Here is a 14,734-nt window from a genome sequence, read left to right as displayed (position 1 = left end):
ACCCCGTACCCGGGAGAACACGATGACGAGTCCGTTCCGCGTGCTGCTCGGCCACACCCGCCCGCACCGCGCCGTGCTGGCGGGCAGTCTGCTGCTGGTGCTCGCGGCGGGCGCCTCCGGGCTGGTGCAACCCCTGGTGGCGCGGGACGTGCTGGAGGCCCTGGCGACCGGCGGGTCGGTGCTGGAGCCGGTGCTGCTGCTGGCCGGGCTGGTGGTGCTGGGCGCGGCGCTGACCGGCGTGCAGTCGTGGTGGCAGCAGCGCACCGCCGAGCACGTGGTCCGGCAGGTCCGGCGCGACCTGGTGTTCCGGCTGGTCCGGCTGCGGGTGCCGGAGCTGGACAGCCGCGCGCCCGGCGACCTGACCGCCCGCGTGACCTCGGACAGCACCCTGTTGCAGAACGCCGCCACCGAGGGGCTGGTGCTGGTCGCCAACGGCCTGCTGACCACGCTCGGCGCGGTGGTGATGATGGGCGTGGTGCACGTCGGCCTGCTCGGCGTCACCGCCGGGGTGATCGTCGCGGTCGCGCTCCTGCTGCTGGTCGTGCTGCCGCGCATCCGGCTCGCGGTGGCGCGGGCGCAGGAGTCGCTGGGCGCGGTCGGCGCGGCGCTGGACCGGGCGCTGGGCGCGTCCCGCACGGTGAAGGCCAACGGGGCCGAGGCGCGGGAGACCGCGCTGGCCGGGGCCGCCGTGGACGCCGCGCACGCCGCCGGGCTGGTCGGCGCGCGGTACGTGGCGGTGGTCAAGGTGCTGACCGGGGTGGCGATCCAGGGCGCGTTCCTGGCCGTGCTCGGGGTCGGCGGCGCGCTGGTCGCGGCCGGGTCGATGACCGCGCCGGAGCTGATCGCGTTCCTGCTCTACGTGTTCTACCTGGCGTCGCCGATCGGGTCGCTCGCGGCCGGGCTCGGGATGCTCCAGCAGGGGCTGGGCGCGGTCGGCCGGATCGAGGAGGTGCGGCGGATGCCCGTGGAGGAGGACGTCGACCTCGACGTGCCCGCGCCGCAGGGCCCGCCGCCCGCCGTCGAGTTCGACGACGTCGAGTTCGCCTACCCCGGGCGGGGTCCGGCGCTGCGCGGCGTCTCGTGGACCGCCCGGCCCGGCGCGCGCACCGCCCTGGTGGGCCTGTCCGGCGCGGGCAAGACGACGATGTTCGCGCTCCTGCAACGGTTCTACGAGCCGACCGGGGGCGTGGTCCGGGTCGGCGGGGTCGACATCGCCACCATGCCGCGCGCGCAACTGCGCCGGCTCATCGCGTACGTGGAGCAGGATTCGCCGGTCATGGCGGGCACCCTGCGCGAGAACCTGCTCTACGCCAACCCGGCCGCGACCGCCGCCGAGATCACCGAGGCGTTGCGGGTGACCCGGCTGATCGGGTTCGTGGAGCGGCTGGAGGCGGGCCTGGACACCGAGGTCGGCACGCGCGGCGTGACGCTGTCGGGCGGGGAGCGCCAGCGGTTGGCCATCGCGCGGGCCCTGCTGCGCAAGCCCCGCGTGCTGCTGCTGGACGAGGCCACCGCCCAGCTCGACGCCCGCAACGAGAACGCGCTGCGCGAGGCGGTCGACCAGGTGGCGCGGGACTGCACGGTCATCCTGATCGCGCACCGGCTGTCCACGGTGACCGACGCGGACCGGATCGTCGTGCTGGAGCACGGCGCGGTGCGGGCGCAGGGCACCCACGCCGAACTGGTGCGGCGCGACGAGCTGTACCGGGAACTGGCCGCGACCCAACTGCTCGTCCCGGCCGAGGCCACGGCGCACGGTGGCTGAGCACCGGGCTTGCGAGGACATGGCGGAGCGGGGCGCCCGCGAGGTGCGGACGCCCCGCCCGGGGTCACGCCCGCTTGCTCGTGGCGAGCGAGTTGAGCGCGGCGTAGTAGCCGTCGCGGTGGCCCGCCGCGTTCGGGTGGTAGGACTCGTTGATCTTGTCCCACTCCAGGCTGGTCACCCACTTGGTGCCGCTGGTGCACAGGGCGTGCGGGTCGAAGATCGGCCGGGCGTCGAGGAAGGTGAAGCCCGCCTCGACCGCGCGCTGCTGCATGATCGAGGCCAGGGTGTCGGCGGCCGAGTTCAGCGCGCTGCGCTCGGTGTCGCTGAGCCCGAAGATGCCGCAGTTGCCGCCGATCTTGTACAGGCGCGGGTAGCCGACCACGATCACCCGGGCCGACGGGGCCTTGGCCCGCACCAGTCCGTACACCTGGGCCAGGCCCGGCGAGAGGTAGGCGACCGCGGCCTGCTTGGCCAGTTCCACGCCCTTGATGCAGTCCTTGTCGTCGATGGTCAGGATGCAGTTGGTGAGCACGTCGACGAAGCGGACGTCGTTGCCGCCGACCTGGATGGTGACCAGGGTGGTGTCCGGGGTCAGCAGCGGGATCTGGTTGTTGACGACCTCGGTCGTGGTGGCGCCGGAGCAGGCGGCTTCCACGAACTGCACCGAGGGGTGCGACGCGGCCCACAGGCGCGGGTAGGTCAGCGGCCCGCGCCGGCAGGGGTCGTTGGGGTTGTCGTAGGTGCGGGTGCCGGGGGCGGTGGTGTACGAGTCGCCGATCGCGACGTACTTGCCCGCCAGGGGCGCGGCCTGGGCCGGGGTGGCCAGGACCGCCGTGGCGATCAGTGCCAGCAGGGCGGGGATCAGGGCCCGTGGTGCTCGCATGGGGATCTCGTCTCCGTGGAGTCGGGGTTGGAGCGGACTCCCTCATGCGTAACAGTTGATATTGTGGGATAATACCCCACAATTGCTACTAATTAGTGAATTCTTCACACTACTTCGGACTTCGGCCCCGGAAGGCTCACCGGCCGCTCACCTCAGTGGCCCAACCGCCGGGCCGGACGCGCTTTTCCACCGCACACCGCCGAATGCGCGCCACTGGCGCGAAGCCGATCCACTGCCGCTTCCGCCCGGCGGTGGTGTCAGCGCGGTGACGGGACCGTGGCGGCGCACCGGTCGACCGTGGCCGTCGTGAACGATTCATCGATCGCGGCCCGGAGTCGCACGGCAAGCGCGCGAACAGCGGTAACGGCGGGATCCGGATGTCGCGGAACCCCCGGCGGGCCTGTGGCGCGGACGCGCGCGGATTCGGCGTCCTGCGGCGGACAGGCCGTGCACTGAGACGTGCCCGGTGGGGAAAACGTGCCGGACCGGGCGGGGGACGATGCCCGCCCGGTCCGGACGTACCGGGTCGGCCACGCCATTCCTACCGCCGACCCGGCGGTCGTGCACCGCGCGGAAACCCGCACGGCAGGTCCACTGCGGACCGAGGAGTCAGGACGCCTCGGCGCACAGGTCGAACGGCGCGCCGGCCGGGCGCGGTTCGCCCATGAAGTGCATGATCTCCTCGTGGTTGGTCGACATCACCGCGTTCAACGCGCTGGTGCGGTAGTAGATGTCGAGGTTCGTCGGGCACGGCGAGAGGTCCGGCCGCCCGTCGGTGCGCAGCAGCGCCAGCGCGGCCGGCACGTTGTGGTCGAACCCGACGGACTCGCGCACGTAGTACCCCACCCCGTCGATCTCCACCATCGGCAGGTCGGTCGGCTCGCACACCGGGTGGGTCATCAGGTCGTAGCGGTAGACCGAGGACAGGAACGGGCGCAGCTCGGCCGGCAGGTTCGGCAGCACCGCCTGCTCCCACCAGAGTTCCAGCGCCCGCAGGCCCTCCGCCGTGGTGAACAGGTAGCCGATCGCCTTGGCGTACGCGGGCGCGCCGCCGCCGTGGCCACGCGCCGCCGCCTCGCGCAGCGGCAGCGCCTCCGGGCAGGACGTGCTGTCCGCCCAGTCCGCCAGGCTGTTGAGCACCTGCGACTGCTTCCAGCCGGCCAGCTCGCGCAGCGGCAGCCAGCAGTGCCGCAGCACCGCGTTCTCCGCGATCACCCTGGCCCAGAACAGGAAGCGCTGCATCCGGGCGTTGTCCGCGAAGGTCATCGTCCGGTGGGCCAGCACGTACTCGAAGTCGTCGTGGTCGCCGCGCAGCGCGATGATCCCGTGCAGCTCCTTGTTGGAGGAGTACTCCGTGTTCGGCAGCAGCATGATCGGGTACACCGCGATCCGCGACACGTGCCGGGCCAGTTCGTCGTAGCCCTCCAGGAACGACTCGACGGTCTCGCCGGGTGCGCCCCAGATCAGCTCGGCGTAGCAGTCCATGCCCTCCTGGTTGAGCCACTCCACCAGGTCGCGCCAGTCGTTGACCTTCATGTTGCGCCGCCGCATGGCGGTCAGCGCGTCGGCGTTGAGCGACTGGAGCGCCAGGGTGAACGAGCTGCGCAGCCCGGCCTCCTTCATCCGCCGCACGATGTCGTAGAACACCTTGGACTTGTTCTTGGCCCACGAACTCTCGAACGCGCGCGGGAAGCCGTGCTGCCGCTTGATCTCGATGAGGTCGTCGACGAGTTCGACGTCGATGGGCAGCATCCCGAAGTTGGCGTCGCACGCGACGATCGTGTGCACGCCGAGCTTCGCGAACAGCTCCAGCTCCGCCTTGAGCCGTTCCCGGGAGAACGCCCGCACCCGCTGCCCGACCGCGCCGCCCCAGTAGCAGAACGAGCACTTGTAGGGGCAGCCCCGGTTGGTCTCGATCAGCGCCACGTCGTAGAGGAACTCGCCGTTGGCGTCGACCAGGTCGATCGCCCCGGTGAGGAACGGCGACGGGATCGTGTCGAGGTCGTCGATGCGGGGCCGTTCGGCGTTGGTCACGACCTCGCCCGCCGGGCCCCGCCACGACACGCCGAGCACGTCGGACAGGTCGGCGGTGCCGGCCAGGCGGGCGCGCAGCAGGTCGACGAACGTCAGCTCGCCCTCGCCGTTGACCACCACGTCCACGCCCGGGAACAACCGGAACACCCGGTCGGCCTGGTCGCTGACGTGCGTGCCGCCGAACAGCACCCACCCGTCCGGGTTGAGCTGCTTGAAGGTGGCGGCCAGCGCGCCGAACGCCCGCTGGTTCCAGCCGAACACCGAGAACGCGAGCACGTCCGGCGGGTCCTGCGCGAACAGCCGGTTGGCCATCTCGCCGTGGGTGACCTGGCCCCGGAAGTTGCAGATCTCGATGGACACCCGGTCGCGCAGCACCGGGTCGGCGAGGGCGATCGCCTTGAGGTAGCCCGATGCCAGCGGCATCGACTCCAGGGGCATGTCCCAGACGCCTTGTTGGACCAGGACAACCCTGAGCTGAGGAGCGGACACGCCCACCTCCGGCATTGGGGGAAGCGTCGGGATCGGGGGTCAGGCCTTGCGGTAGATCGAGATGTGGCGCTCGTGCGAGTCCCGCAGCGGCGCACCGGACCAGTCCGACCACCGCGACTCCAGGGTCATCCCGGCCAGCCGCGCCATCAGGTCCTGTTCGGACGGCATGATGGTGCGGATGTGCATGGGGAAGAACCGCACGCCCTGCTCGCCGAGGATCGCGAACTGGATGGACGAGCGCTGCGTCATCCGCTCGCGCCGGGTGAAGGTGAGGACCACGTGGTCCTTCTCCACCCGCACGGTCTGGGTGCGCTGGTTGCGGTCGTAGCGCGAGGGGTCCGGGATCGAGCACTGCGTGACGAACCGGCCGCCGGGCTTGAGCACCGAGGCGACCCGCTCGAAGCAGCGGATCTGGTGCTCCTGGTCGGTGATGAACGGCAGGGTGTCGAACACCGCGTAGGCCAGGGAGTAGGTGTGCGGCACGTCGAAGTCGGTGAAGTCCTGGACGAACAGCTTGACCTTGTCGCCGCCGGGCTTGGCCCGAAGCTGGTCGAGCATGCCCTCCGACATGTCGATGCCGTGGACCTCGATCCCCTTCTGCGCCAAGGGGACCGCGACCCGCCCGGTACCGACGCCCAGCTCCAGCAGGGGTCCTTCGCCCGCGTTGTCGGCGAGCCACTGGATGGTCTCGTCGGTGTCGCCCGGGTCGCCGGCCCAGCCGGTCTCGTCGAACAGCCCGGCGATCGCGTCGCCGTAGGTCGAGAGGTCGAAGCCTTCCACGGTGTTTCTCCTTCCCCCGTCCGGAAACGGGTTGTCGCTCGGAATCCTCGGGGACGGAGGCGGTCCGGTACTGCCCCGTTGTGAGCACCGGCGGTGCGGAACTGCGGTACCGCCGGCCGCGAGGTCGCGGTCGAAACGGGCATCGCGCCCGAAGACGCCCGAGCCGAGCACGCCCGGCCCGCCGCGACCGGACCCGCCGCCGGCCGATCTCGTCGCCCTGCCCGGAGGACGGGGCCTACCGCGCCGGTGACGCGATCGCGCCGGCCGCGTCGACCAGCGCCCGGGTGGCGGCGTGCACGGGGTGGCCGAGCACTTCGGCGACCGGGCCCTCCTCCACCACGCGCCCCTGGTCCAGCACGAGCACGCGGTCCGCGTTGCGGGCGATCACGCCCAGGTCGTGCGTCACGGTCAGCACGGCCAGGCCCAGCTCCACGCGCAGCGAGTCCAGCAGTTCCAACACCGACGCGGCGACGTGCACGTCCAGGTTGGACGTCACCTCGTCGCAGATCAGCACGTCCGCGCCGGCCGCCAGCGCGCGGGCGATGGCGACCCGCTGCCGCTGCCCGCCGGAGAGCTGCCGGGGCAGCCGGTCGGCCAGGTCGGCGGACAGCCCGACCAGGTCCAGCAGCCGCACGGTCTCCGCGCGCACCGCGTCGGCGGGCCGCGCCCGGTCCAGCCGGACCACCCGGCCGATCGCCGCGCCGACCGTGCGGCGCGGGTTGAGCGAGCCGGTGGCGTCCTGCGGGATGAGCTGGATGCGCCGGCGCTGGCCGACGGGTCGGCCGCGCAGCACGGGTTTGAGGACCTCGCCAGCCAACGACACCGCGCCCGCCTGGGGTTTGAGGATGCCGGCGACGCACTGGGCCAGCGTCGTCTTGCCGCAGCCCGAGGAACCCAGCAGCGCCAGCGATTCGCCCCGGTGCAGGGTCAGCGACACACCGTCCAGCACGACCTTGCGGCCGCGCGCGGCGACCAGGCCGGAGACCTCCAGCACCGCCGGGCCCGGTTCCCGGGCCGGTGGCCGGCGCGCGACCTCCACCCTCGGGTCCGGCACCGCGGCGAGCAGTTCCCTGGTGTACGGCGCGGAAGGCCGGCCGAGCACGTCCTGCGTGGCGGCGTGCTCGACCACCTCGCCGCCGCGCAGCACCACCAGCCGGTCGGTCATCCGGGCGGCGGCGGCCAAGTCGTGGGTGATGAACACGATCGCCAGCCCGCGCCGCCGCGCGAGGTCGGCGAGCTGGTCCAGCACGAGCTTGCGCATCGGCCCGTCCAGGCCGGTGGTGGGTTCGTCCAGGATCAGGCCGCGCGGGTCGCCGGCGGTGAACCGGGCGAGCGCCAGTCGCTGCTGCTGGCCGCCGGAGAGCTGGTGCGGGTAGCGGCGCAGGAACTCGACGTCGCCGGGCAGCCCGACCTCGACCAGCCGCCGGGAGACCGCCGCCGCCGAGCGGTCGGCGGCGGGTTCGCGCAGCTGCCGGGCGATCCGCATGGTCGGGGTGAGCGCGGACGGCGGGTCCTGCGGCAGGTAGGACAGCACGCGGCGGCGCAGCTCGCGGCGTTGGGCAGGGGTCGCGGTGAGCACGTCGCGGCCGTCCACCCGGACCTCGCCGCGCACCACGCGCAGCCCCGGCCGGACCGCGCCCACCAGCGCCAGCGCGAGGGTCGTCTTGCCCGCGCCGGACTCGCCGACGATGCCGACCCGCTCCCCCGCGCCCACCGCGAGGGTGAGCCCGGCCAGCACCGGGTGGCCCTCGGCGTTCTCCACCCGCAGGTCGTCGATCTCGATCACCGCAGCACCTTCCCGACCAGGCGGTCCAGCCCGAGGTTCGCGGCGACCGTCAGCACGCCCAAGAGCACGGCGGGCACCGCGACGCCCCACGGCGTCAACCGGATGCCCTCGACGTTCTCGCTGATCATGGCCCCCCAGTTCGGGCCGCCCGAGCCGAAGCCGAGGAAGCCGACGGCGGCGGTCAGGGTGACCGCGATGGCCAGCCGGGTGCCGAAGTCGGCCAGCACCGGGCGGGCGATGTTCGGCAGGATCTCGCGCACGATCACCGAGAAGTGCGAGTCCCCGGTGGCGTACGCGGCCACGACGTAGCCGTCCTCCACGGCGTGCAGCGTCTCGGCCCTGGTCACCCGGGAGACGAACGGCGTGCCGGTCAGCACGACGGCCGCGGTGATCGTCGTCGCGCTGTAGCCCCAGCCGTTGAGCAGCACCAGCAGGATCAGCACCGGCGGCAGCCCCAGCAGCAGGTGGTCCAGCCGGGACACCACCGCGTCGACCACCCCGCCGAAGTAGCCCCCGGCCAGGCCCAGCACCAGCCCGAGGGCGGTCGCCAGCACGGTCGCCACCACCGGCACGGTCACCAGCGCCTGCCCGCCCGCCAGCACGCGCGCCAGGACGTCGCGGCCGGTGCTGTCGGTGCCCAGCGGGCTGTCGGCCGTCGGGGCCGTGTAGGGCAGGCCGATGATCCGCTCCGGGTCGTCCGCCAGCGCGGGCCCGAACACCGCGATCCCCAGCACCAGCGCGACGCCCAGCACCGCGAGCACGGCGAGCGCCCACCGCACGGCCCTCACCGGGCCGCCACCCTCAGCCGGGGGTCGGCCAGCAGCACCAGCAGGTCGGCCAGCACGAACGACACGATGATGATCGCCGCGAGCAGCAGCCCGACGCCCTCCAGCACGGCCGTGTCGTGGTTGCGCACCGCGGCCACCAGGGTCTGCGACAGACCGGGGTAGTTGAACACGATCTCGACCACGGCCGTGCCGCCGAACAGCCCGCTGAGCAGCCACGCGAACGCGTGCGCGCACGGCGGCACGGTCGCGGGCAGCAGGTGCCGCCACACCACGACCCGTTCCGGCAGGCCCGCCAGCCGGGCCGCTTCCACGTGCGGCAGCCCGTCCGCGTCGATCACCGCCGCCCGCACGATCCGGCCCGCCCAGGCCGCGCCGAACAGCGTCAGCGCCACCACCGGCAGCACCAGGATGTCCGGCTTGTCCAGCGGTGAGCCGCCCAGCGGCGGCAGCGAGATCGCGGGCAGCACCGGCACCAGGTCGGCCAGCAGCAGCACCAGCAGCCCGGCGGTGACGAACTGCGGGATCGACACCGCGACCACCGACACCGCGGACAGCGCCCGGTCGGCCCGCCCGCCCCGGCGCAGGCCGGACACCAGGCCGATCGCCATGGCCAGCGGGACGGTCACCGCCGCGGTGATGCCCACCAGCAGCCCGGTCGCGCCCAGCGGTTCGGCGACGATCCTGGTGACCGGCTCGCCGGACATCACGCTGCTGCCCAGGTCCAGCCGGACCGCGCCGGCCAGCCAGTCCAGGAACCGGACCGGCCACGGCCGGTCCAGCCCCAGTTCCAGCCGGCGCGCGACGACGTCCTCCGCCGTGGCGTCGAGCCCGAGCGACGACGCGGCGGCGTCGCCGGGCAGCACCTCCGAGGCCGCGAACAGCACCACCGCGACGGCGAGGAGCGTCGCGGTGGTGGCCGCCACCCTGCGGGCGAGGAAGAGCAGCGCGGTCACGCCGGTCCGGTCGCCCGGTCGAACAGCTGGACCGACTGCTCGATCCGCACGCCGCCGATGCCCGCGCGGCTCGCGTCCAACTGCTCCTGGAAGCCCCACAGGACGTCGCCGCCCTCTTCGTAGAACTCCTTCTGGAGGTCGGCGAACGCCTTGCCGCGCGCGGCGTCGTCCGGTGTCGCCTGGGCCTTGGCGAGCTTGGCCTGGTAGTCCGCCGACGTGCCGGTGACGTTGAACGGCGCCTTGCCGTGCGTCACCGCGGACAGGTGCACCGCGGCGGGCCGGTTGACGTAGTAGAACGCCTGGAACGGGTGCGTCGCCAGGGTGGTGATGTCGGCGTAGAACGCGTCCACCGACAGCTCCTCCAAGGTCAGCTCGACACCGGCCTCCTTGAGCTGCTGGACGAGCAGCTTGCTGGCGTTCATCATGCCCGGCACCAGTTCGCCGGTGCGCAGCGCCAGCTTCGTGACACCGGCTTCGGCGAACAGCTTGCGGGCCTGGTCGACGTCGCGCTTGCGCTCGGCCAGGTCGGCGTAACCGGGCAGGTTCTTGCCCACCACGTCGTCGGCGGTGGAACCCTGGCCGAGCAACGCGTTGTCCACCAGCGCCTTGCGGTCCACGGCCAGCCGCACGGCCTTGCGCACCTTGGGGTTGTCGAACGGCGCGAGCTTCTGGTTCATCGCGAACGACAGCGCGTTCGAGTTCGCCGCACCACCCCGGATGACGGTGACCGCCGTGTTGGTCGCCTCGGTCTTCGCGCCGGTCGCGCTGACGCCGATCGCGTAGTCCACCTGGCCCGCCTTGAGCGCGGACAGCCGCGCGGCGGCGTCCGCGACGCCGACGATCCGCAGCTCGCCCACGGTCGGCTTGCCGCCCCAGTACTGGTCGTTGGCGACCAGCTTGGTGGTGGTCCCGTTGCGCTCGGCCAGCTTGTACGGGCCGGAGCCGATCGGCTTGGAGAACTCGGTCATGCCCTCCGGGAACACCGGGGAGAACACGATCAGCACCGATTCCTTGAAGTCGCCGCGCGGCACCAGCAGCGGCACCTTGACCGTCAGCTCGTCCACGGCGGTGACCCCGGGCAGGTTCACCATGGCGTACACCGAGGCGCGGTTGCTCGGCTTGGTGCCCACGGTGCGCAGGCTGTGCACCACGTCGGCGGCCCGCACCGGCTTGCCGTCGTGGAACTTCACCCCCGAACGGATCTTGATCGTCCACTCCGAAGCGTCCGCGTTGGGCGTCACCGACTCGGCGAGCTGGTACTTGTACTCGCCCTTGTCCAGCACCATCAGCGAGTCGTAGACGTGCCGCATCACGATCAGCGTCGCACCGATGCTGGTGGCGAGCGGGTTGCCCGCCTCGCTGTCGGTCACCGCGTGCGGCGCGCTGACCGAGAGCGTGGCGAGCGGCTTGCCCGCCTGGGTGGACTGCCCGGCGGCGGGCGTCTGCGCACCGCCGTCGCCGCAGGCGGACAGCAGTGGCGCACCCACTGCGGTCGCTCCGGCGAGAAGGCTCAGGCGGAGCAGCGCACGACGGTCGAATCCCTGGCCTTGAACCACTGTTCCTCCAAGTTCACGAGCACGCGGCGCGGTAGGGGGCGCCACGCCCCGAACGCTCGCTGAACGCGACCCCGGTGTCTGCTCAAAAAGCGGCAGTGGTCAGCTCGACGCCCCGGCGCCGGCCATGAGCGCCATCAACTCCGGCGTGTACAGCTCGCGCACCGAAACGATTCCCGCCACCGCGTCGAAGTACCGGGTGGTGAACTCGGGGCTGGTGCCGATCGCGCCGAGCAGCGCGCGCCGCTTGGGCCGCGCCTCCTCCTGGGCGATCAGCAGGGTGGCCGCGTAGTTCTCCGACAGCCGCTCCACGCGCAGCCGGTCGTACTCGGCGGTCGCCGCGTCCTGGCGCGCCCGGTCGCCCAGCGCGTCGCCGACGGTGTCCACGAGCAGTTCGGCCTGCATCAGGGCGTCGGCGATGCCCCGGGCGGTCAGCGAGTCCTTGTGGTGCCCGGCGTCGCCGACCAGCGCCCAGCCGGGGCCGTGCGCGACCCGGAAGAAGTTCTGCTGGTCGCCGGTGCCGTGCAGCTTGCCGACCTGCTCGGCGTCCTCGACCTGTGCCCAGAGCTTGGGCGCGTTGACCCGGACCAGCTCCCGGTAGGACGCGAAGGCGTCCCGCCGGATCTCGTCGAACCGGTGCTGCGGCGCGTAGGCGGCGACCAGGACTGCGTCGTCGTTGGTGGGCACGGCCGACACCCAGCCGGTGTCGCCCTCGTACATCTCGAAGTGCGTCTTGGGCCCGCGCCAGAACGTGTAGTAGGCGCACGTGAGCGGCGGGTGTTCGGTGGTCTTCGGCGCGCCGACCAGCTCGGCCACCGCCGAGCGCATCCCGTCCGCGCCGACGACCAGCGCGGCGTCCTCGCGGGACGAGCCGCGCGCGCTCTCGCACCGCACGCCCACCACGCGGTCGCCGTCGCGGTACAGCTCGGTGACCCGGCAGTCGTCGCGGAACTCCACGCCCGCCGCCACGGCCGCGTCGACCAGGATCCGGTCCAGGACGTCCCGGCGCGGTGCGTAGGCGGCCCGCTGGCCGTCCACGCCGCTGCAACAGCCCTCCACGCGGGCGTCGCCGAGTTCGTAGACGACGTGGTCCAGCGGCGGGCAGCCGGACGCCTTGACCGCGTCCAGGACACCCCACTTGGCCAGCCGCGCCACGCCCGGCTGCTGGATGTAGAGGGTCGACAGCTTGTCGGACGGGAACTTGGCGCGGTCCACCAGCAGGACCCGCCGGCCCGCGCGGGCGAACAGCAATGCGGTCGGCGCGCCCGCGCAGCGCGCGCCGACCACGATCACGTCGTACATGGGTCCTCAGCCTCCATCGGGGACACCGGCGAAGACCACGGCGGAGTTGATGCCGCCGAAGCCGAAGCCGTTGGACAGCGCCCACCCGAGCCGGGCGGGTTCGGCGTCGCCGCCGACGAACCGGACGCGGTCGTCCAGCGGTCGGCTCAGGTTCGCGTTGGGGTGGACGAACCCGCCGGTGAGCTGGGCGACCGTCGCCACCGCCTCCACCACGCCCGCCGAGGCGAGGCAGTGGCCGGTCAACCCCTTGGTGGAGTTGACCCACGGCCGGGCGACCGCGTCGCCCAGGGCCGCGTGCAGCGCGGCGATCTCGGTCTCGTCGCCGAGCCGCGACGCCGTGCCGTGGGCGTTGACGTAGTCCAACTCCCCCGGCCCGATGCCGGCCGCGCGCAGTGCGGCGCGGATGACCCGCGCCTCGCCGGCCGCGTCCGGGTCGGCCAGCCGGTTGCCGTCGAGCCCGAGCGCGACGCCCGCCACCAGCGCCCGCGCGGGCACCCCGCGCCGGGCCGCCGACGCCGCGGACTCCAGCACCAGCGCCGCCGCGGCCTCGCCGGGCACGAAACCGCGCCGGTCGGCGTCGAACGGCCGGCACGCCCGGTCCGCGTCGCCGTCCGCCGCGAGCGCGCCGAGCGTGGCGAAACCCCTGCGGTGCAAGGGGGTCAGCTCGACCAGCGGGCCGACCACCACGCAGCAGTCCACCACGCCGGCGGAGACCAGCCGCGCGCCGTGCACGATCCCGACGTTGCCGCTGGCCGACGCGCCGCCCACGGTGTAGCCCTCGCCGGTGGCGGCGAGCACCTCGCTGACCGTGCCGACGTGGTCGGTGTCCAGCGAGTGCAGCGCGAACCGCGCGGGCAGGTAGTCGAGCCGGTCCGCGTAGGACTCGCGCACGTCGTAGGTGTAGCGGTCGGTCAGGTTGTGCCCGGCCACGACCACGCCGACCCGGTCGCCCGGCACGTCCGGCAGCCCGGCCGACACCCACGCCTGCACCACCGCCGCGACCGCCGCGGCCACCGGCCGGGGCGACCGGCCCGCCGCGCGCAACGCCCTGCCGCGCAGCGGTTCCGGCACCCCGTCCAGCGCGTCCCGGAACGACCAGTCGACCAGCGGCGCGCACAGCCCGTGCCCGCTGTCGGTGATCCCGCCGCGCCCCTCGCGCAGCGCGGCGGTGAACCCCGGGACGTCCGCGGCGGTGGAGCAGACGATCCCGGTGCCCACCACCGCGGGTGGGCTCACAGATGCTTCCCCAGCAGCGCGACGATCGTGTCGATGTCGTTGACGTCCTGGAACTCCGCGATCGGCACGACCACGCCGAGCCGCTCCATGGCCAGCGTCACCACCTCGGCCCGGTCGATGCTGGTGCAGCCGAGGTCGAGCAGCGTCCGGCCGGGCCGGACCGCCGCCGGGTCGGTCTCCGGCACGACCTCCAGCAGGCTGTCGCGGACCGCCTCGAAGACGGTCACGCCCGGACCCGCGTGGTGAACGGGTGCCCCTGCGTGGTCTCGGTGGCGACCCGGTTGTGCGGGTTGTCGTTGTCGCCGGCCACGATCACCGTGCCCCAGCGCTCCAGCGACACCGAGCCGCCGTACTCCTCGATCTCGTCGGTGTCCGGGTAGACGTTGACCGACGTCGGCACGTACCGGCCGGCGAAGCCCAGCCGCATCTCCTCGGTGCGCCCGGCGTGCGGCAGCGAGGCGTGCATCAGGGTGGACCAGAACATGATGGCCTGGCCCGGCCGCATCACCATCGAGACGGCCTGGTCCTCGGCGGGCTTCCAGTCCGGGTCGATCTGGAGTTCGCGGTAGTCGTAGCCGAAGAAGCCCCGGCGGACGCCCTCCTTCTCCATCGAGTTGATGTTGTCCGGGTCGTAGTGCATCTTCTTGGTCTCGTCGTAGAACATCGTCTGGTGCGTGCCGGGGATGAACTGGAGGCAGCCGGTCTCCTCGTTCGCCTCGGTGAACGCGGTCCACACGGTGAGCGTGCCGCCGAAGTCCTCCGCGTCGCCGGGCCAGACGATCTGCGGCTTGCCCGAGGCGTTGGCGAAGGTGTCCGCCTGGTGCCAGTCGGTGCCCTCGTCGCCGGGGTACTTGGGGAAGAACTCCGAGCGCCAGCACTGCACCTTCGGGCCGAGCACGCTGGCCACCCGGTCGACGATGCGCGGGTTGCAGATGTGGTCGGCCAGGAACGCGTTGTCCAGGTGCCGGTCGTAGTTGGAGATGTTGGTGTTGCCCGACTCGGCCGCACCGTCCCGGTAGGCCGCGTGCGCGCGGTCCAGCAGCCGCAGGCGTTCCCGCCGCCACCGGGCCTTCATCTCCTCGATCTCGTAGACGTCGAACGGGCCGAAGTACCCGTTGCGGTGGAAGTCCTTCAGCTCCTGCTCACTGAGCGAGAAGTCACCCAT

The 14,734-nt window shown here is 72.8% G+C and carries 12 protein-coding genes; 1 reads left to right on the top strand and 11 read right to left on the bottom strand.

Features of this window, described 5'->3' with window-relative positions; genetic code table 11:
* The first annotated feature begins 22 nt into the window (after positions 1–22).
* Positions 23–1,765, top strand: coding sequence for an ABC transporter ATP-binding protein (locus AC0HI0_RS09085; RefSeq protein WP_480931844.1), 1,743 nt, complete (start codon positions 23–25; stop codon positions 1,763–1,765).
* 64 nt (positions 1,766–1,829) lie between these two features.
* On the opposite strand, the gene AC0HI0_RS09080 is transcribed toward AC0HI0_RS09085, so the two are convergent.
* The 11 genes from AC0HI0_RS09080 to AC0HI0_RS09030 form a co-directional block, all read right to left on the bottom strand.
* On the bottom strand, positions 1,830–2,648 hold the full coding sequence (locus AC0HI0_RS09080) for an SGNH/GDSL hydrolase family protein (protein WP_480931843.1): 819 nt from the start codon (positions 2,646–2,648) through the stop codon (positions 1,830–1,832).
* A gap of 609 nt (positions 2,649–3,257) precedes the next feature.
* On the bottom strand, positions 3,258–5,186 hold the full coding sequence (locus AC0HI0_RS09075) for a KedN5 family methylcobalamin-dependent radical SAM C-methyltransferase (protein ID WP_480931842.1): 1,929 nt from the start codon (positions 5,184–5,186) through the stop codon (positions 3,258–3,260).
* Positions 5,187–5,210: 24 nt separating this feature from the next.
* Positions 5,211–5,951 carry a class I SAM-dependent DNA methyltransferase gene (locus AC0HI0_RS09070; RefSeq protein ID WP_480931841.1) on the bottom strand — a complete coding sequence of 247 codons (741 nt, stop codon included), beginning with the start codon at positions 5,949–5,951 and terminating at the stop codon, positions 5,211–5,213.
* A gap of 235 nt (positions 5,952–6,186) precedes the next feature.
* On the bottom strand, positions 6,187–7,737 hold the full coding sequence (locus tag AC0HI0_RS09065) for an ABC transporter ATP-binding protein (protein WP_480931840.1): 1,551 nt from the start codon (positions 7,735–7,737) through the stop codon (positions 6,187–6,189).
* Positions 7,734–8,525, bottom strand: coding sequence for an ABC transporter permease (locus AC0HI0_RS09060; protein WP_480931839.1), 792 nt, complete (start codon positions 8,523–8,525; stop codon positions 7,734–7,736). Before AC0HI0_RS09060 ends, AC0HI0_RS09065 begins: the two co-directional genes overlap by 4 nt.
* On the bottom strand, positions 8,522–9,478 hold the full coding sequence (locus tag AC0HI0_RS09055; protein ID WP_480931838.1) for an ABC transporter permease: 957 nt from the start codon (positions 9,476–9,478) through the stop codon (positions 8,522–8,524). The genes AC0HI0_RS09060 and AC0HI0_RS09055 overlap by 4 nt, the downstream gene beginning before the upstream one ends.
* Positions 9,475–10,965: an ABC transporter substrate-binding protein gene (locus AC0HI0_RS09050; protein ID WP_480931837.1), complete on the bottom strand. Its 1,491-nt coding sequence runs from the start codon at positions 10,963–10,965 to the stop codon at positions 9,475–9,477. The genes AC0HI0_RS09055 and AC0HI0_RS09050 overlap by 4 nt, the downstream gene beginning before the upstream one ends.
* A gap of 168 nt (positions 10,966–11,133) precedes the next feature.
* Positions 11,134–12,333: an NAD(P)/FAD-dependent oxidoreductase gene (locus AC0HI0_RS09045; RefSeq protein WP_480931836.1), complete on the bottom strand. Its 1,200-nt coding sequence runs from the start codon at positions 12,331–12,333 to the stop codon at positions 11,134–11,136.
* A gap of 6 nt (positions 12,334–12,339) precedes the next feature.
* Positions 12,340–13,569 carry a beta-ketoacyl synthase N-terminal-like domain-containing protein gene (locus AC0HI0_RS09040; RefSeq protein WP_480931835.1) on the bottom strand — a complete coding sequence of 410 codons (1,230 nt, stop codon included), beginning with the start codon at positions 13,567–13,569 and terminating at the stop codon, positions 12,340–12,342.
* Complete coding sequence (locus AC0HI0_RS09035; protein WP_480931834.1) at positions 13,566–13,796, bottom strand: phosphopantetheine-binding protein; 231 nt, start codon at positions 13,794–13,796, stop codon at positions 13,566–13,568. Before AC0HI0_RS09035 ends, AC0HI0_RS09040 begins: the two co-directional genes overlap by 4 nt.
* A complete protein-coding gene (locus tag AC0HI0_RS09030) occupies positions 13,793–14,734 on the bottom strand; it encodes a chlorinating enzyme (protein ID WP_480931833.1) in 942 nt (313 codons plus the stop codon). Before AC0HI0_RS09030 ends, AC0HI0_RS09035 begins: the two co-directional genes overlap by 4 nt.

This window comes from Saccharothrix sp. NBAS 001 (assembly GCF_056640475.1).
The sequence above is the reverse complement of the archived record's forward strand: the minus strand, read 5'-3'. Positions and strand labels throughout refer to the sequence as shown.